Raw genomic sequence first — 19,917 nt, 5'->3', positions numbered from 1 at the left:
GAATGGTGAGATCCGATGGCAGATGAAGAGACTCTCCGCGATTACCTCAAATGGGTAACGGCCAATCTGCACGACACGCGTCAGCGTCTGCGTGAGGTCGAGGAACGCAGCCAAGAGCCCATTGCGATCGTGGGAATCGGCTGCCGTTACCCCGGAGATGTCCAGGCCCCTGAGGATTTCTGGAAGCTGCTGGCCGCAGGCGGGGACGGGGTCGCCGGGTTCCCGTCCGACAGAGGCTGGGACCTCGATGAACTGTGCGGGCAGGACCCGGACGGCAATGCGCGTGTGCACGAGGCCGGATTCATCGAGGACGCCAGCGGATTCGACGCGGGATTCTTCGGGATCAGCCCGCGCGAGGCCGTGGCGATGGACCCGCAGCAGCGGCTGCTGCTGGAGGTGTGCTGGGAGGCGCTGGAGCGGGCGGGCATCGACCCGGCCTCGCTGCGCGGTTCGCTGACCGGCGTGTTCGCCGGCGCCTCGCTCTCCGGTTACGGATTCGGCGCGGACGAGGACCTGGACGTCCACCTGATGACCGGGACCTCGACCAGCGTCATCTCCGGACGGGTGTCGTACTCGCTGGGCCTCGAAGGCCCGGCGGTGACGGTGGACACGGCCTGCTCCTCGTCCCTGGTGGCGTTGCACATGGCCTGCCAGGCGATCCGGTCCGGAGAGTGCTCGCTGGCGCTGGCCGGCGGCGTCACGGTCACCGCCATCCCGATCATGTTCACCCAGTTCTCCCGGCAGCTCGGCCTCGCCCACGACGGGCGCTGCAAGGCGTTCTCGGCGGACGCCGACGGCATGGGCATCTCCGAGGGCGCGGGCATGGTCGTCGTGGAACGGCTCTCGGACGCCCGGCGGTTGGGGCACCCGGTGCTGGCGGTGGTTCGCGGGTCCGCGCTCAACCAGGACGGCGCGTCCAACGGCCTGGCCGCGCCCAACGGCCCCTCGCAGCAGCGGGTGATCCGGGCGGCGCTGGCCAGCTCCCGGCTGTCCACGGCCGATGTGGACGTGGTGGAGGCGCACGGTACGGGCACCACGCTGGGCGACCCCATCGAGGCGGGCGCGATCCTCGCCACCTACGGCCAGGACCGCCCCGAGGACCGTCCGGTGTGGCTGGGCTCGGTGAAGTCCAACATCGGCCACACCCAGGCCGCCGCCGGTATCGCCGGTGTGATCAAGATGGTTCTCGCGCTGCAGAACCAGCAGATGCCGCAGACCCTGCACGCGCAGGAGGCCTCGCCGCACATCGACTGGTCGGCCGGCGACGTACGCCTGCTCACCGAGGCCAAGCCGTGGCCCGCCGGGGAGCGGGTGCGCCGCGGCGGAGTGTCCTCCTTCGGCGTCAGCGGCACCAACGCGCACGTCATCATCGAGGAAGCCCCCGCCGAGGACCCCGAGTCCGAGGACGGCGCCCATGGCGACGGCGCGTCCGAGGACGGCGCCACCGCGGCCCCCGAGACCGACGCCGCAGCGGCGGAACCGGTGGTCTCGGGCGCCACGGCATGGGTGGTGTCGGGACGTTCGGCGGAGGGCCTGACGGCGCAGGCGGACCGGCTGCGGGACTGGCTGGTGGCCAGGCCCGGCCTCGAAGCGGGCGATGTGGCCTGGTCGTTGGCCCGGACCCGGTCGGTGTTCGAGCACCGCGCCGTGGTACTGGGCACGGACCGCGGCGAGCTGGTCGGCGCTCTGGCGCAGGTAGCCAACGGACTGCCGGCGAGTTCGGTCGTCTCGGGTGTGGCGCACTCCAGCGCCCGCTCGGTGTTCGTCTTCCCCGGCCAGGGCTCGCAGTGGCTGGGCATGGGCAAGGAACTGGCCGCCTGTAGTCCGGTGTTCGCCGCCCGGCTCGCCGAGTGTGAGCGCGCCCTCGCGCCGTACGTCGACTGGTCCCTCACCGACGTGCTGACCGGCGCCGAGGGCGCGCCCGCCATGGAGGCTGCGGATGTGGTGCAGCCGGTGCTGTGGGCGGTGATGGTCTCCCTGGCCGCCGTCTGGGAAGCGGCCGGTGTGTCCCCGGACGCGGTGGTGGGCCACTCGCAGGGCGAGATCGCCGCCGCGACGGTCGCCGACATGCTCAGCCTGGAGGACGGCGCGAAGGTGGTGGCGCTGCGCTCCCAGGCGCTGCGGGCGATCACCGGCACCGGGGGAATGCTGTCGGTGACCGAGCCGGCCGCCCGCGTGGAGAAGCGGCTGGAACGCTGGGAGGGACGGCTCTCCCTGGCCGTCGTCAACGGCCCCTCGGTCGTGGTGGTCTCCGGCGACGTGGACGCCCTGCACGAGCTCCGGCAGGAGCTCCAGGCCGAGGGCGTACGCGAGCGGATGGTCGCGGTCGACTACGCCTCGCACTGCGCGCAGGTGGAGCAGCTGGAGGAGGGCATCACCTCCCTGCTGGCCGATGTGGCACCGCGCGCCGGCCGGATACCCATGCTCTCGGCCGTCACCGGCGAAGTCCTCGGCGGCGAGGAGCTGGACGCCGCGTACTGGTACGGAAGCCTGCGGGCCCCGGTGCACTTCGAGCGGGCCGTACGCACGCTGGCGGGCACGGGCCACCAGGTGTTCATCGAGGTCTCCCCGCACCCGGTGCTGATCGCGCCGATGACCGACACGCTGGAGGCGGCCGCCGACGACACGGGCCCCGGCGTCCAGGCCGGCGCGGTGTGCAGCACCCTGCGCCGCGACGACGGCGGAGCGATACGCCTTCTCACCTCGCTCGCCGAGGCGTTCGTCGCCGGCGTGGCCGTCGACTGGACCGCGGTCCTGCCCACGGCGGAGCGGGTGGAGCTGCCCACCTACGCCTTCCGCCACGAGCGGTACTGGCCCAAGGGCATGATGGCCCTGCCGGGCGCGGCATCCTCGGCGGGCGGCGACCCGTCGTCGCTGGGACAGGCCGCGGTGGGGCACCCGCTGCTGCGTGCGGTGGTGGAACTGGGCGGCGGCGCGGGCCTGGTGTGCACCGGCCGACTGTCGCTGCGTGCGCAGCCGTGGCTGGCCGACCACGCCGTCGGCGGCGTCGTACTGCTGCCCGGCACCGGCTTCGTGGAACTGGTGGTGAGCGCCGGCCATCAGGTGGGGTGCTCGCTGCTGGAGGAACTGACCCTGCAGGCACCGCTGGTGCTGCCCTCGGACGGCGGCGGCGTACAGGTCCAGGTCGTGGTGGGCGGGGCCGCCGACGACGGACGCCGTGAGGTGGACGTCTTCTCCCGGCCGGACAAGCCGGACGAGGAGCACGAGTGGGTCAAGCACGCGGGCGCCGTGCTGGCCCCTGCCCACACGCCCGTACAGGCGGAGCAGGACCTCAGCGTCTGGCCGCCGCGCGACGCCACCGCACTGGACATCACGGACCTCTACACCGTCCACCTGGCCGACATCTACGGCCCCGCCTTCCAGGGCCTGCGGGCGGTCTGGCGGCGCGGCGAGGACATCTTCGCCGAGGTCGTACTGCCCGAGGAGGTCGCGGACGAGGCGGCCTCGTTCGGGCTGCACCCGGTGCTGCTGGACGCGGCGCTGCTCGCGGGCGTCGTGGCGGACGCCGCGGACGCCGAAGCGGCCGACGAGAGCGAACCGGGCCAGATACGCATGCCGTTCGCATGGACGGACGTGGAGGTGCACGCGACCGGCGCCTCGGTCCTGCGCGCCCGCCTGCGCCGGGACGGACAGGGCAACCTGTCGCTGACGGCCGCGGACACCACCGGCCGCCCCGTGGTGACGGTGGCATCGCTGGTCACCCGCCCGGTCTCGCCGGACCAGCTGCAGACCAGCGACGACTGGGTCAGCGACGCGCTGTTCACCGTGGAGTGGACCCAGCTGCCCCAGCAGAGCGCGGCCCTGGACGGCCAGTTGGCGCTGATCGGCACCGACCGCTTCGGCGTCGCCGACCAGTTGAACGCCGCCGGCGTGCCCGTGCGCACCTACGCCGACGTCGCCGAGATCGCCGCCGCCGCCAGCGCGGGAGACATCGCTCCCGCGGCGGTGCTCGTGTGCGTGGGCGACGACAGCGGCGCCGGCTCCGTTGCCGAGGCGGCTCGCCGGGTCGCCGGTGAGGCGCTCGAAGTAGTGCAGGAGTGGCTGGGCGAGCAGCAGCTGGAAACCGCGCAACTGGTCGTGGTCACCCGTGGCGGGGTGGCCGTACGGGCCGAGGAGGGCGTGGCCGACCTGACGGCCGGCGCCGTGTGGGGCCTGCTGCGCTCGGCACAGGTGGAGAACCCCGGACGGCTGGTCCTCGCCGACCTGCCCCCGGCCGGCAGCGACGGCCGGCTGGCGCTGCTGCCCTCGGTCCTCGCCGGCGGCGAACCGGAAGTCGCCTTCCGCGAACAGCACGCCTACGGCAGGCGGCTGATCCGCCCCGTAGGCGAACTGGCACTGCCCGAGCAGACGGAGGAGCCCTCGCAGCCGCAGCACGGCGCGGGCCCCCGCTCGGTGCTGCTGACCGGCGGTACGGGAACCCTCGGCGGAGTCGTGGCCCGGCACCTGGTGGCCACTGGAAGGGCCGGCGGCGTACTGCTGATCAGCCGCTCCGGCCCGGCTGCCGCGGGAGTGGCCGAACTGGCCGCCGAGGTGGCGGCGCTCGGCGGATGGGTCCGCGTGATCTCGTGCGACGTGGCCGACCGGGACGCGCTGGCCGCGGTGCTGGCGGACATCCCGTCCGACTGCCCGCTGGGGTCCGTCTTCCACGCTGCGGGCATCATCGACGACTCAATGATCGACTCGTTGACCCCGGAGCGGGTCGCCGCGGTGATGCGCCCCAAGGTGGACGCGGCCTGGAACCTGCACGAGCTGACCCAGGACATGGGCCTGGACCACTTCGTGCTGTTCTCCTCCGTGGCGGCGGCATTCGGCGGCCCCGGTCAGGGCAACTACGCGGCGGCCAACGCCTTCCTGGACGCGTTGGCGGGGTACCGCCGGGCGGCCGGACTCGCGGCGACGGCGCTGGCCTGGGGCCCCTGGATGCCCGAGGCGGGCATCGGCCGCGACCTGGACGAGCTGATGCTCCGACGGATGACCGGATCGGGACTCGCGGCGCTGAGCGAGAGCGAAGGCCTGCTCCTGCTGGACCTGATCCTGGAGCGGGACGAGGCCATCCTGGTTCCGACCCGCCTCGACAAGACCGCGCTGCGGGAGGTGGCGGCCGCCACCGGGATCCCGGCGCTGTGGCAGGTGCTGGCCGATGACTTCATCCCCCGCCGGACGGCCGTCACCTCCGCCGCAGGCGGTGCCGGCGCCGCCGATGCGCTGCGCCGGCAGCTGGCCGGGCTGCCGGGCGCCGAACGCGACCGGGTGCTGCTGGACCTGGTCCGCACCCACGCCGCCGCGGTACTCGGACACGCCTCCGGGGACGCGATCGAGGCGGGCCGCCCCTTCACCGACCTGGGCTTCGACTCGCTGATCGCGGTCGAGTTCCGCAACCGGATGAACCCGGCGACCGGACTGCGGCTGCCCGCCACACTGGTCTTCGACTACCCCAACCCCGTGGCCCTGGCAGGACTGCTGCGCGAACAGCTGGCCGGCGACCTGTCCGACGTCGCGGAGCCCATCACCACCCCGGCGACGGCCGCGGTCGTGGCGGACGAGCCGATCGCCATCGTCGGCATGGCCTGCCGCTTCCCCGGCGGCGCGACCAGCCCGGACGAGCTGTGGCAGCTGCTGTCCACGGGCACGGACGCGATGTCCACCTTCCCCACCGACCGCGGCTGGGACATCGAGGCCCTGTACGACCCGGACATGGCCCAGGTCGGCACCTCCTACACACAGGTGGGCGGATTCCTCCAGGACGCCAGCGGGTTCGACGCGGGCTTCTTCGGCATCAGCCCTCGTGAAGCGCTCGCCATGGACCCGCAGCAGCGCCTCCTGCTCGAGGTGAGCTGGGAAGCCTTCGAGCGGGCCGGCATCGACCCCGCGAGCCTGCGCGGCAGCCAGACCGGCGCGTTCGTGGGCGGATACAGCTCCTCGTACCTCGCGGTCACCATGGAGGACGAGGCCGACCTCGAAAGCCTCGGGGCGCACCTGATGACCGGCAACGCGGCCAGCGTGCTGTCCGGCCGGGTGTCGTACGCGCTCGGTCTCGAAGGCCCGGCGGTCACGGTGGACACGGCCTGCTCGTCGTCCCTCGTGGCACTGCACCTGGCCGCCCAGGCCCTGCGCTCGGGCGAGTGCTCGCTCGCGCTGGCCGGCGGCATCACCGTCATGGCCAGCCCCGATGGCTTCCTGGCGTTCTCGCACGCCCGCGGCCTGGCGGCGGACGGACGCTCCAAGGCGTTCTCGGACGCGGCCGACGGCATGGGCATGGCCGAGGGCGCGGGCATGCTCGTCGTGGAGCGCCTGTCGGACGCCCGGCGCAACGGCCACCCGGTGCTCGCCGTGGTACGCGGCAGCGCCATCAACCAGGACGGCGCGTCCAACGGTCTGACCGCCCCCAACGGCCCCTCCCAGCAGCGCGTGATCCGAGCGGCCCTGGCCAGTGCCCAGCTGACCGCCGCCGATGTGGACGTGGTCGAAGCGCACGGTACGGGTACCACGCTGGGCGACCCCATCGAGGCGGGCGCGCTCCTCGCCACCTACGGCCAGGGTCGGGGCGAACAGGGCGCGTTGTGGCTGGGATCGATCAAGTCGAACATCGGCCACACCCAGGCGGCGGCCGGTGTCGCGGGCCTCATGAAGATGGTCCTCGCCCTACAGCACGAGCAGATCCCGCAGACGCTGTACGCGGACGTGCCGTCCTCGCACGTGGACTGGGAAGCCGGCGACATCAAGCTGGCGAACGAGCAGGTGCCGTGGCCGTCTGACGGTCGGGTTCGCCGCGCCGGTGTCTCGGCGTTCGGCATCAGCGGCACCAACGTGCACGTCATCCTGGAAGAGGCCCCCGAGCCCACCGAGGACGAGGTCTCCGGCGAGGGCCAGGGGACCGGTGCGCCCGAAACCGCCGCGGTCGTCGAGACCGGCGGGGTCGGCGCCTGGCTGGTCTCGGGCCGCTCGGCCGAGGGCCTGACCGCGCAGGCGGGCCGGCTGCGCGCATGGACGGTGGCCCGTCCCGAGCTGGGACTGACCGATGTCGGCTGGTCGCTGGCGGCCACCCGCTCGGTGTTCGAGCACCGTGCTGTGGTGGTGGGCGCTGACCGTACCGAGCTGGTGGCCGGCCTGGAGGGCCTGGCGGCCGGTGTGCCCGCGGGTTCCGTGGTGTCGGGCGTGGCCCGGCCCGGCGCGCGAGTGGTGTTCGCTTTCGCGGGGCAGGGTTCGCAGTGGCTGGGTATGGGCCGGGAGTTGGCGGAGTCGAGCCCGGTGTTCGCGGCGCGTCTTGCCGAGTGTGAGCGGGCGCTGGCGCCGTTTGTGGATTGGTCGCTGAGCGACGTCCTCGCGGGTGCGCCGGGTGCGCCTGCGTTGGAGGCTGCGGATGTGGTGCAGCCTGCGCTGTGGGCGGTGATGGTGTCGCTGGCCGCCGTGTGGGAGGCGGCAGGTGTGTCTCCGGATGCGGTGGTGGGTCACTCGCAGGGTGAGATCGCGGCGGCGACGGTGGCCGGGATGCTGTCTCTTGAGGATGGTGCCTGTGTTGTGGCGTTGCGGTCGCGGTCGTTGAAGGTGTTGGCGGGTGCGGGCGGGATGCTCTCGGTGAGCCTGTCGGCTGCCGCGGTCGAGGAGCGTCTGCCGAAGTGGGGCGAGCGGCTGTCGCTGGCCGCGGTCAATGGCCCGGCGGCGGTGGTGGTTTCCGGCGAGCCCGGGGCTCTGGAAGAGCTCAAGGCGGAGCTGGACGCGGAAGGGGTCCGGGCCCGGATGGTGGCCGTGGACTACGCCTCGCACTCCGCCCAGGTGGAGCGCCTGGAGGAGGAGATCACCTCCGCGCTGGCCGGGATCGCGCCGCGTCGGGGCCGGGTGCCGATGGTCTCCGCGATGACGGGCGAGACGCTGTCCGGTGAGGAGCTGGACGCCGCGTACTGGTACGGAAGCCTGCGCGCCACCGTGCATTACGACCGTGCGGTGCGGGTGCTGGCCGGAGCGGGGCACCAGATCTTCATCGAGGTGACCCCGCACCCGGTGCTGCTGGGCGCGATGAACGACACCCTCGAAGAAGTGGTCCTGGAGGCCGGGCCGGGCGCGGTCCCGGGTGCCGTGTGCGGGACGCTGCGGCGGGACGACGGTGGCGCGGCGCGGCTGCTCACGTCGCTGGCCGAGGCGTATGTGCAGGGCGCGACGGTGGACTGGCGCGCGGTGCTCCCGGTGGGCGAGCTGGTGGAGTTGCCGACGTACGCCTTCCGGCACCAGCGGTACTGGCCCGAGGGCGTGCTGGCGCTGCCCACCCAGGGCTCGGTCGTCGGTGGGGACGGCGCGAGTACGGCGGCGGAGTCGCAGTTCTGGGCTGCCGTCGAGGGCGGTGACCTGACACAGCTCGCCGACACGCTGGCGGTGGACGGCGGCCGTCCGTTCAGCGAGGTGCTGCCGGCGCTGGCGTCGTGGCGGCGCCGCGAGCTGGACCGTTCGGTGACCGCGAACTGGCGTTACCGGGTGAGCTGGGCGCCGATCGCCGAGCCGGACTCCCGTGTGCTGTCCGGGACGTGGCTGCTTGTCGCGCCCGCTGGACTGGGCGAGGACGAGGCGGTGCGGCAGTGCGTTTCGGCGCTCGGTGCTCGTGGCGCTGAGGTCGTCGTGGTCGAGGTCCCGGCCGGCGTGGTGGGCCGGGACGGTGTGGCCGCGCTGCTCGGCGAGGCGCTGGAGGGTGTGGAGTCCGGCGGGGTCGCGGGTGTGCTGTCGTTGCTGGCGCTGGATGAGACCCCGGTGCCCGAGCACCCGGTGGTGGCCGGTGGTCTGGCCGCGACGCTGGGTCTCGTACAGGCCCTCGGCGATGCAGGGATTGTCGCGCCGCTGTGGCTGGTCACGCGTGGTGCGGTGGCCGCCGGTCCAGGTGAGGTGCTGGTCAGTCCGGTGCAGGCGCAGGTGTGGGGGCTGGGGCGGGTTGTCGGCCTGGAACACCCCGAGCGCTGGGGCGGGTTGGTCGATCTGCCCGCGTCGGTGGACGACCGGGCCGGTGCGCGCCTCGTAGCGGTGCTGGCCGGGAGCGGAGAGGACCAAGCCGCGATCCGGTCGGCCGGGATTCTGGGCCGGCGCCTGACCCGGGTGCCCCAGTCCCGTGGCTCCGAGGAGAGCTGGACGCCGCGTGGCAGTGCTCTGATCACCGGTGGTACGGGTGCGATCGCGGGTCATGTGGCGCGGTGGCTGGCCGGGCGTGGTGCGTCGCGTCTGGTGCTGACCAGCCGCTCGGGTCCTGCCGCTTCCGATGTGGCGGGCCTGGTGGCTGAGCTGGCTGCTGCCGGGACTGCTGTCGATGTGGTTTCGTGTGATGTCAGTGACCGGTCGGCGGTGGCCGGGCTGGTGGCCTGGACCAGTACGAGTGGTCCTGTGCTGTCGTCGGTGATGCATACGGCTGCGGTGCTGGATGACGGTGTCGTGGACCGGTTGTCGGTGTCGCGTCTGGAGACGGTGCTGGCTGCGAAGGCGGCGAGTGCGGTGTATCTGGACGAGGCGACTGCCGGCCTGGATCTTGATGCGTTCGTGTTGTTCTCCTCGGCGGCGTCGACGCTGGGTGGTCCGGGTCAGGGCAACTATGCAGCGGCGAACGCCTTCCTGGACGCTCTGGCGGAGCACCGGCGGGGCCGCGGCCTGGCTGGTCTCGCGGTCGCCTGGGGTCTGTGGGGCGGCGGTGGACTCGCGGAGTCCACCGAGGTGATCCGGACGCGTATGCAGCGAACCGCCATGCCTGCCATGGACCCGCACCTGGCCGTACGGGCGCTCGGCGAGTCGCTGGACGGCTCCGACGCCGTCGTGACCGTGATGGATGTCGACTGGGAGCAACTGGGCTCGGCGCCGGGCACGGCGAACGTGCACGAGATGCCGCTGGTGCGCGACCTCCCCGAGATCCGCCGACTGGCCGCCGCGAGCGCGAGCGCCAACGGCCCGGCGCACAGCGGTGGCGAACTGGCCCGGCGCCTCGCCGGGTTGGGCCGGGCCGAACAGGACCGGGTGCTCACCGACGTGGTGCGGGCGGAGGCTGCCGCGGTCCTGGGCCACTCCTCGATGGACATGGTGCAGGCCAGGCAGGCGTTCAAGGACCTGGGCTTCGACTCGCTGACCGCCGTCGAACTGCGCAACCAGCTGAACGCGGCGACAAAGCTGCGGCTGCCCGCCACGCTGGTGTTCGACTACCCCACCCCGGTCGTGCTGGCCGGGTTCCTGCGGGGTGAGCTGACCGGGGCGGAGGCAGAGGTGGCCGCGCCGGTGGCCACTGTGTCTGCCGTTGCGGTGGACGAGCCGTTGGCGATCGTGGGTATGGCGTGCCGTTTCCCGGGTGGTGCGGGTAGTCCGGAGGAGTTCTGGGACCTGCTGGCTTCCGGCGGGGACGCGGTGGGCGGTTTCCCGACCGACCGTGGCTGGGACCTGGAGGGCTTTTACGACCCGGACCGGGAGAGCGAGGGAACTTCGTACACGCGGTCCGGTGCGTTCCTGCGGGACGCGGCGGAGTTCGACGCCGGCTTCTTCGGGATCAGCCCGCGTGAGGCGCTGGCGATGGACCCGCAGCAGCGGCTGCTGCTGGAGACCTCCTGGGAGGCCCTGGAGCGGGCCGGGATCGACCCGCATTCGCTGCGGGGCAGCGCGACCGGTGTGTTCGCGGGCGGCTTCGGCTCGGGCTACGCCATCGGAATGGCGTTGACGGGCCAGGACGGAGCAGGTGTCGAGGGACACCTGATGACCGGCAACTCGACCAGTGTGCTGTCCGGCCGTATCTCCTACGTGCTGGGTCTTGAGGGCCCGGCGGTCACGGTAGACACGGCGTGTTCGTCGTCGCTGGTGGCGCTGCACCTGGCCGTCCAGGCGGTGCGCTCGGGCGAGTGCTCGCTCGCGCTGGCCGGCGGCGTCACGGTCATGGCCACACCGTTCTCCTTCGTGGAGTTCTCGCGGCAGCAGGGCCTTTCCGTGGACGGCCGGTGCCGCGCGTTCTCCGAGGACGCGAACGGCACGGGCTGGGCCGAGGGCGCGGGCATGCTCGTGGTCGAGCGCCTGTCGGACGCCCGGCGCAACGGCCACCCCGTCCTGGCCGTGGTGCGCGGCTCGGCGGTGAACCAGGACGGTGCGTCCAACGGCCTTTCGGCGCCCAACGGCCCGTCCCAGCAGCGGGTGATCCGCGCGGCTCTGGCCAGCGGTCAGCTGTCCCCCGCCGATGTAGACGTGGTGGAGGCGCACGGTACGGGCACTACGCTGGGCGACCCGATCGAGGCGCAGGCGCTCCTTGCCACGTACGGCCAGGAGCGCGCCGAGCAGCGGCCGTTGTGGTTGGGCTCGGTGAAGTCGAACATCGGTCACACGCAGGCCGCCGCCGGTGTCGCGGGCGTGATCAAGATGGTGCTGGCGCTGCAGCACGAGCAGCTCCCGCAGACGCTGCACGCCGACGAGCCGTCCTCGCACGTGGACTGGACGGCGGGCGAGGTACGGCTGCTCAACGAGCAGGTGCCGTGGCCGTCCGACGGTCGGGTACGCCGCGCCGGCATCTCGGCGTTCGGCATCAGCGGTACCAACGCCCACGTCATCGTGGAGGAGGCCCCCGAGCCTGCCGAGGCTCTCGCTGAGGGCGAGGGGACCGGTGCGCCCGAGACCCCGGCGGTCGTCAAGGCCGGTGAGGTCGGTGCGTGGCTGGTGTCGGGCCGCTCCGCGGCCGGTCTGGTGGCACAGGCAGGTCGGCTGCGCGAATGGGTCGTGACACGGCCCGAGTTGGCGCCGGTGGATGTGGGCTGGTCGTTGGCGACGACGCGGTCGGCGTTCGAGCACCGGGCAGTGGTTCTGGGCGGTGGCCGCGACGAGTTGGTGGCCGGTCTGGAGAACCTGGCCGCCGGTGTGACGGCGGGCTCGCTGGTCTCCGGCGTGGCCCCGTCGGATGCCCGGGTGGGCCTGGTGTTTGCGGGTCAGGGTTCGCAGTGGCTGGGCATGGGCCGGGCACTGTATGGCGGCAGTCCGGTGTTTGCGGAGACGTTTGACCGGGTGTGCGGGCTTCTGGAGCTGGAGTTGGGAGCTTCCGTATGTGACTCCGTACGCGATGTCGTGCTGGGTGTGGATGGTGTCGACGAGAGCCTGACGGATCAGACGTTGTATGCGCAGGCGGGTCTGTTTGCTTTCGAGGTGGCTTTGGCTGCGGTGTTGAAGGCGGCCGGTGTGGTTGCCGATGCGGTGGTGGGTCATTCGGTGGGTGAGGTGGCTGCGGCGTATGTGGCCGGGGTGCTGTCGTTGCCGGATGCGTGTCGTCTGGTGGCGGCGCGGGCGCGGCTGATGCAGGCGCTGCCCGGCGGTGGTGCGATGGCGGCGATCAACGCCTCCGAAGCCGATGTGCTGGCCGCTCTGGCGGACGTGTCCGGGGTGTCGATTGCGGTGGTCAACGGTCCGGAGTCGGTGGTGGTGTCGGGTGCCGCGGATGCGGTAGAGCGGGTGGTGGAGTACTGGCGGTCGGCGGGTCGTCGGGTGCGGAGCCTGCGGGTCTCGCACGCCTTCCACTCTGCCGCCATGGACCCGGTCCTGGGTGAACTCGGATCTGTCGCGCAGGAGTTGACGTATCGGAGTCCGGAGCTGCTGTGGGCGGGTGCGCTGAGCGGTGAGGTGCTGACCGAGTGCGACAGCGCGTACTGGCCGGCGCAGACCCGGCAGGCGGTGCGCTTCGCCGATGCCGTGGCCGCGCTCGCCGCGCAGGGTGTGTCGGTGTTCATCGAGGTGGGCCCCGACGGATCGCTCTCGGCGCTCGGCCCGGATGCGGTGGCCGGTATCGGCACCGACGAAGGCGTCTTCGTACCCCTTCAGCGCCGCGACGACCAGGACGTGACCGGCCTCATCAACGGCCTGGCGCGGGCGTACGTCAACGGTGCTGCCGTCGACTGGGCGAAGGTGCTCCCGGCCGGCGAGCAGGTGGAGCTGCCCACATACGCCTTCCGGCACCAGCGGTTCTGGCCGGAGGGGATTCTGGCGATGCCCTCGGTCGGTTCGTCCGCGGGCGGAGACGGCGCGAATACGGTGGCGGAAGCCCGGTTCTGGGCCGCGGTCGAGGACGGCGACCTGGCCGGGATCGCGGACACGCTGGCCCTTGAGGACCAGAAGCAACTCGGCGACGTACTGCCCGCGCTCGCGTCCTGGCGGCGCCGTGAGCAGGACCGTTCGGCGACCGCGAACTGGCGCTACCGGGCGACCTGGTCACCCGTCGCCGAGCCCGACACCCGTGTGCTGTCTGGGACATGGCTGATCGCGGCCCCCGCCGGACTGGGCGAGGACGAGGCGGCACAGCAGTGTGCGGCCGCACTCGCCGCCCGCGGGGCCGAGGCCGTCGTGGTCGAGGTCCCGGCCGGAGTGGTGGACCGGGACGGTGTGGCCGCGCTGCTCGGCGAGGCGCTGGAGGGTGTGGAGTCCGGCGGGGTCGCGGGTGTGCTGTCGTTGCTGGCGCTGGACGAGACTCCGGTGCCGGACTACCCGGTGGTGACCGGGGGACTGGCCGCAACCTTGGCGCTCGTACAGGCCCTCGGTGATATACGTGTGGCCGCGCCGCTGTGGCTGGTCACGCGTGGTGCGGTGGCCGCCGGTCCGGGTGAGGTGCTGGTCAGTCCGGTGCAGGCGCAGGTGTGGGGGCTGGGCCGGGTCGTCGGCCTGGAGCACCCGGACCGTTGGGGCGGTCTGATCGACCTGCCCGCGACGGTCGACGAGCGCGCGGGCGCACGCCTTGCGGCTGTGCTGGCCGACAGCGCCGAGGACCAGGTCGCGATCCGGTCGGCGGGAGTGCTGGGCCGGCGTCTGGGACGCGCCTCGCAGCCTCGCGGTGACGTGAGGTGGACGCCGCGTGGCAGTGTGCTGATCACCGGTGGTACGGGTGCGATCGCGGGTCATGTGGCGCGGTGGCTGGCCGGGCGTGGTGCGTCGCGTCTGGTGCTGACCAGCCGCTCGGGTCCTGCCGCTTCCGATGTGGCGGGCCTGGTGGCTGAGCTGGCTGCTGCCGGGGCTGCTGTCGATGTGGTGGCGTGTGATGTCAGTGACCGGTCGGCGGTGGCCGGGCTGGTGGCCTGGACCAGTACGAGTGGTCCTGTGCTGTCGTCGGTGATGCATACGGCTGCGGTGCTGGATGACGGTGTCGTGGACCGGTTGTCGGTGTCGCGTCTGGAGACGGTGCTGGCTGCGAAGGCGGCGAGTGCGGTGTATCTGGACGAGGCGACTGCCGGCCTGGATCTTGATGCGTTCGTGTTGTTCTCCTCGGCGGCGTCGACGCTGGGTGGTCCGGGTCAGGGCAACTATGCGGCGGCGAACGCCTTCCTGGACGCGCTGGCGGAGAACCGACGGGGCCGCGGCCTGGCCGGCCTGACCGTGGCATGGGGCGTGTGGGCGGGTGGCGGTTTCGCCGAGTCCAGCGACGCCGTGCGGGCGCGGGTCAAGCGCGGCCCGATGCCGCCCATGGACCCGCAGCTCGCGGCGCGTGCGCTGGGTGAGGCGCTGGACGGTCCGGATGCCGTGCTGACGGTGATGGACGTCGACTGGGCCCAACTGGCCTCCGCCCCGGGCGCTGCGGATGTGCGGAAGATGCCGCTCATGCGCGACCTGCCCGAGGTGCGCCGACTGGTCGCCGCGAGCGCGGGGCCCGAAGCCGTGGTGCACGGTGAGGGTGAGCTGACGCGACGGCTGGCCGGGCTGGGCCGGACGGAGCAGGAGCGGGTGCTCACCGATGTCGTACGGGCCGAAGTGGCCGCTGCGCTGGGACACGCCTCGGCCGAGGCGATCGAGGACCGGCGAGCCTTCAAGGACCTGGGCTTCGACTCGCTGACCGCCGTCGAACTGCGCAACCGCCTCAACGGTGTGACGGGGCTGCGGCTGCCCGCCACGCTGGTGTTCGACTACCCCACCCCGGTCGTGCTGGCCGGGTTCCTGAGGGGTGAGCTGACCGGGGCGGAGGCAGAGGTGGCCGCGCCGGTGGCCACTGTGTCTGCCGTTGCGGTGGACGAGCCGCTGGCGATCGTGGGTATGGCGTGCCGCTTCCCGGGTGGTGCGGGTAGTCCGGAGGAGTTCTGGGACCTGCTGGCTTCCGGCGGGGACGCGGTGGGCGGTTTCCCGACCGACCGTGGCTGGGACCTGGAGGGCTTTTACGACCCGGACCGGGAGAGCGAGGGAACCTCGTACACGCGGTCCGGTGCGTTCCTGCGGGACGCGGCGGAGTTCGACGCCGGCTTCTTCGGGATCAGCCCGCGTGAGGCGCTGGCGATGGACCCGCAGCAGCGGCTGCTGCTGGAGACCTCCTGGGAGGCCCTGGAGCGGGCGGGCATCGACCCCGGTGCGATGCGCGGCAGCGCGACGGGCGTCTTCGCCGGTGGCTTCGCATCGGGCTATGGGCTCGGTGTGACGCTGGCGGGGCAGGGCGGCTCCGGTGCCGAGGGGCACCTGATGACCGGCAACGCGACCAGTGTGCTGTCGGGCCGGGTGTCGTATGTGCTGGGCCTTGAGGGCCCGGCGGTCACGGTGGACACCGCGTGTTCGTCGTCCCTCGTAGCGCTGCACCTCGCCGCTCAGGCCCTGCGCTCGGGCGAGTGCACGCTGGCGCTCGCCGGTGGTGTGACGGTCATGGCGACGCCGGGGACGTTCATCGACTTCTCGCGGCAGCAGGGCCTGTCGGCCGACGGCCGGTGCCGTGCGTTCTCCGAGGACGCGGACGGCACGGGCTGGGCGGAGGGCGCGGGCATGCTCGTGGTCGAGCGCCTGTCGGACGCCCGGCGCAACGGCCACCCCGTCCTGGCCGTGGTGCGCGGCTCGGCGACGAACCAGGACGGTGCGTCCAACGGTCTGACCGCTCCCAACGGCCCGTCCCAGCAGCGGGTGATCCGCGCGGCTCTGGCCAGCGGTCAGCTGTCGGCCGCCGATGTAGACGTGGTGGAGGCGCACGGTACGGGCACCACGTTGGGTGACCCGATCGAGGCGCAGGCGCTGCTGGCCACGTACGGCCAGGAGCGGCCGGAAAACCGTCCGCTGTGGTTGGGCTCGGTGAAGTCCAACATCGGCCACACCCAGGCTGCGGCCGGCGTGGCGGGTCTAATCAAGATGGTGCTGGCGCTCCAGCACGAGCAGCTCCCGCAGACCCTCCACGCGGACGAGCCGTCGTCCCACGTGGACTGGACGGCGGGCGAGGTACGGCTGCTGACGAAGTCGGTGCCGTGGCCTGCCGGAGAGCGTCCGCGCCGCGCCGGAGTGTCCTCGTTCGGGATGAGCGGCACCAACGCTCACATCATCCTGGAGGAAGCGCCCGCCGAGTACGGCGAGTCGGTGTCCTCCCCCGCTGAACCCGTGGACGAGACGGGCCGGACACTCGACGCTCCCATGGTGGTCGAGACCGGCAGGGCCGGTGCCTTGCTGGTGTCGGGGCGGTCGGCCGAGGGGCTGTCGGCCCAGGCGGGCCGACTGCGCGAGTGGTTGCTGATGCGGCCCGATTTGGCGCCCGTCGATGTGGCTTGGTCGTTGGCGACGACGCGGTCGGTGTTCGAGCACCGGGCTGTGGTGTTGGGTGGTGAGCGTGAGGAGCTGTTGACGGGGCTGAAGAATCTGGCCGGTGGTGTGTCGGCGGGTTCGGTGGTCTCGGGTGTGGCGCGGCAGGGCGCCCGGGTGGGCCTGGTGTTCGCCGGGCAGGGTTCGCAGTGGCTGGGCATGGGCCGGGCACTGTATGGCGGCAGTCCGGTGTTTGCGGAGACGTTTGACCGGGTGTGCGGGCTTCTGGAGCTGGAGTTGGGAGCTTCTGTACGTGACTCTGTACGCGATGTCGTGCTGGGTGTCGACGGTGTCGACGAGAGCCTGACGGATCAGACGTTGTATGCGCAGGCGGGTCTGTTTGCTTTCGAGGTGGGTTTGGCTGCGGTGTTGCAGGCGGCCGGTGTGGTTGTCGATGCGGTGGTGGGTCATTCGGTGGGTGAGGTGGCTGCGGCGTATGTGGCCGGGGTGCTGTCGTTGCCGGATGCGTGTCGTCTGGTGGCGGCGCGGGCGCGGCTGATGCAGGCGCTGCCCGGCGGTGGTGCGATGGCGGCAGTCAACGCGTCGGAAGCCGATGTGCTGGCCGCTCTGGGCGGGACCTCCGCAGTGTCGATCGCGGTGGTCAACGGTCCGGAGTCGGTGGTGGTGTCGGGTGCGGCGGATGCGGTGGAGCGGGTGGTGGAGTACTGGCGGTCGGCGGGTCGTCGGGTGCGGAGCCTGCGGGTCTCGCACGCCTTCCACTCTGCCGCCATGGACCCGGTCCTGAGCGAACTCGGATCTGTCGCGGACGAGTTGACTTACCAGCGTCCGGAGCTGCTGTGGGCGGGTGCGCTCAGCGGTGAGGTGCTGACCGAGTGCGACAGCGCGTACTGGCCCGCGCAGACCCGGCAGGCGGTGCGCTTCGCCGATGCCGTGGCCGCGCTCGCCGCGCAGGGTGTGTCGGTGTTCATCGAGGTGGGCCCCGACGGATCGCTCTCGGCGCTCGGCCCGGATGCGGTGGCGGGTGTCGGCACCGACGAAGGCGTCTTCGTACCCCTTCAGCGCCGCGCCGACCAGGACGTGACCGGCCTCATCAACGGCCTGGCGCGGGCGTACGTCAACGGTGTCGCCGTGGACTGGTCGGCCGTCCTGCCGGCCGGGAAGCGCGTGGAGCTGCCGACGTACGCCTTCCGGCACCAGCGGTTCTGGCCGGAGGGTATTCTGAACTTCCCCACGCCGGGATCGGTCGCCGGTGGCGATGGTGCGAGCACGGCGGCCGAGGCCCGGTTCTGGGCCGCGGTCGAGGACGGCGACCTGGCGCGGATCGCGGACACGCTGGCCATCGAGGACCAGCAGCCTCTGGGTGAGGTACTGCCCGCGCTCGCGTCCTGGCGGCGCCGTGAGCAGGACCGTTCGGCGACCGCGAACTGGCGCTACCGGGCGAGCTGGGCTCCGGCAACCGAGCCCGACTCCCGTGTCCTGTCCGGGACGTGGCTCCTTGTGGCCCCCGCTGGACTGGGCCAGGACGACGTGGTGCGACAGTGCGCTGCGGCGCTCGGTGCCCGTGGTGCCGAGGTCGTCGTGGCAGAGGTGGCGGCCGGCGTCGTGGACCGCGCGGACATCGCGGCCGTGCTGGGTTCGGCGTTGGAGCGCACGGGAACAGAGCCCGGCGTATCCGGTGTGCTGTCGCTGCTGGCGCTGGACGAGACCCCGGTGCCGGACTACCCCGTGGTGGCCGGGGGACTGGCCGCGACGCTGGGCCTCATCCAGGCCCTCGGCGACGCCGACGTCGTCGCGCCGCTGTGGCTGGCCACCCGGGGCGCGGTCGTGGCCGCCCCCGGCGAGGCGCTGGTCAGTCCGGTGCAGGCGCAGGTGTGGGGTCTGGGCCGGGTCGTCGGCCTGGAGCACCCGGACCGCTGGGGCGGTCTGATCGATCTGCCCGCGGCGGTGGACGACCGGGCCGGTGCGCGCCTCGTAGCGGTGCTGGCCGGGTGCGGCGAGGACCAGGTCGCCATCAGGGCGGCCGGGATCCTCGGCCGCAGGCTGACCCGGGCGGCGCAGCACCGTGGCAACGGCCGTACCTGGACACCGCGCGGCAGCGTGCTGATCACCGGTGGTACGGGTGCGATCGCCGGGCATGTGTCGCGCTGGCTGGCCGGGCGCGGGGCACCGCGACTGGTGCTTACCAGCCGCTCCGGCCCCGGAGCGCAGGGTGCTGCCGCGTTGGCGGCCGAGCTGGCGACCGCCGGGACCGCCGTCGACGTGGTGGCGTGCGATGTCAGCAACCGGTCGGCCGTGGCCGGGCTGGTGGCCTGGACCGGGGCGACGGGAGCCGCTGTCTCCGCCGTGATGCATACGGCTGCGGTGCTGGACGATGGTGTCGTGGACCGGTTGTCGGTGTCGCGTCTGGAGACGGTGCTGGCCGCGAAGGCCGCGAGCGCCGTTCACCTGGACGAGGCGACCGCCGGCCTGGACCTCGACGCGTTCGTACTGTTCTCCTCCGCGGCGTCGACTCTCGGGGCCGCGGGGCAGGGCAACTACGCGGCGGCGAACGCCTTCCTGGACGCCCTGGCGGAGCACCGGCGGGGCCGCGGCCTGGCCGGTCTGACCGTGGCATGGGGTGCATGGGCGGGCGGCGGTTTCGCCGCTTCCAGTGAGGTGGTGCGGGCGCGGGTCAAGCGTGGCCCGATGCCGCCCATGGACCCGCAGCTCGCCGTACGCGCCCTGGGCGAGGCGCTGGACGGTCCGGACGCCGTCGTGACGGTGATGGACGTCGACTGGGCCCAGCTGGTGGCGGCGCCGGGCGCCACGGACCCGCGGGAGACACCGCTCGTACGCGACCTGCCGGAGATCCGCCGGCTCGCTGCCGCCACGGGCACGAGCGGCAGCGGTACGCATCGCAGTGAAGGCGAACTGGTGCGGCGCCTGGCCGAGTTGGGTCGGTCGGAGCAGGAGCGGGTGCTCACCGATGTGGTGCGGGCCGAGGTGGCCGCTGCACTGGGGCACGCCTCGGCCGAGGCGATCGAGGGCCGCCGGGCGTTCAAGGACCTGGGCTTCGACTCGCTGACCTCCGTCGAACTGCGCAACCGCCTCAACGGTGTGACGGGGCTGCGGCTGCCCGCCACGCTGGTGTTCGACTACCCCACCCCGGTCGCGCTGGCCACCTGGCTGCGGACCGAGATGGTTCCGGACGAGGCGGTGTCGGTGCCGCTTCTCGCCGAGCTCGACCGGCTTGAGGCCGCCCTTCGGGAGTCGGTGGACGAGCCGGTGCGCGAGGAGGCCGCAGAGAGGCTGCGCCGACTGCTGGATGCCATGGGCAGCCAGGACGCCGACAAGAGCAAGAAGCGGCGTGAGGAAGAACTCGAGGCCGCGACCGACGACGAGCTGTTCGCCCTCGTCGACGAACTCGAGTGATCCCTGCCCGGACCTGACGGGCCCCGC

General features: G+C 72.6%; 1 protein-coding gene. It reads left to right on the top strand.

Features of this window, described 5'->3' with window-relative positions:
- The first annotated feature begins 15 nt into the window (after window positions 1-15).
- Window positions 16-19,890 (top strand): type I polyketide synthase, encoded by a 19,875-nt coding sequence (locus tag ACH4K4_RS00060; protein WP_398163688.1) that lies wholly within the window; start codon window positions 16-18, stop codon window positions 19,888-19,890.
- The last annotated feature ends 27 nt before the right edge of the window (window positions 19,891-19,917 follow it).

This window comes from Streptomyces sp. NPDC017529 (assembly GCF_044329785.1).
Classification (GTDB): Bacteria; Actinomycetota; Actinomycetes; order Streptomycetales; family Streptomycetaceae; genus Streptomyces.
Note: the sequence above shows the minus strand (reverse complement) of the source record. Positions and strands in the feature narration are given on the sequence as shown.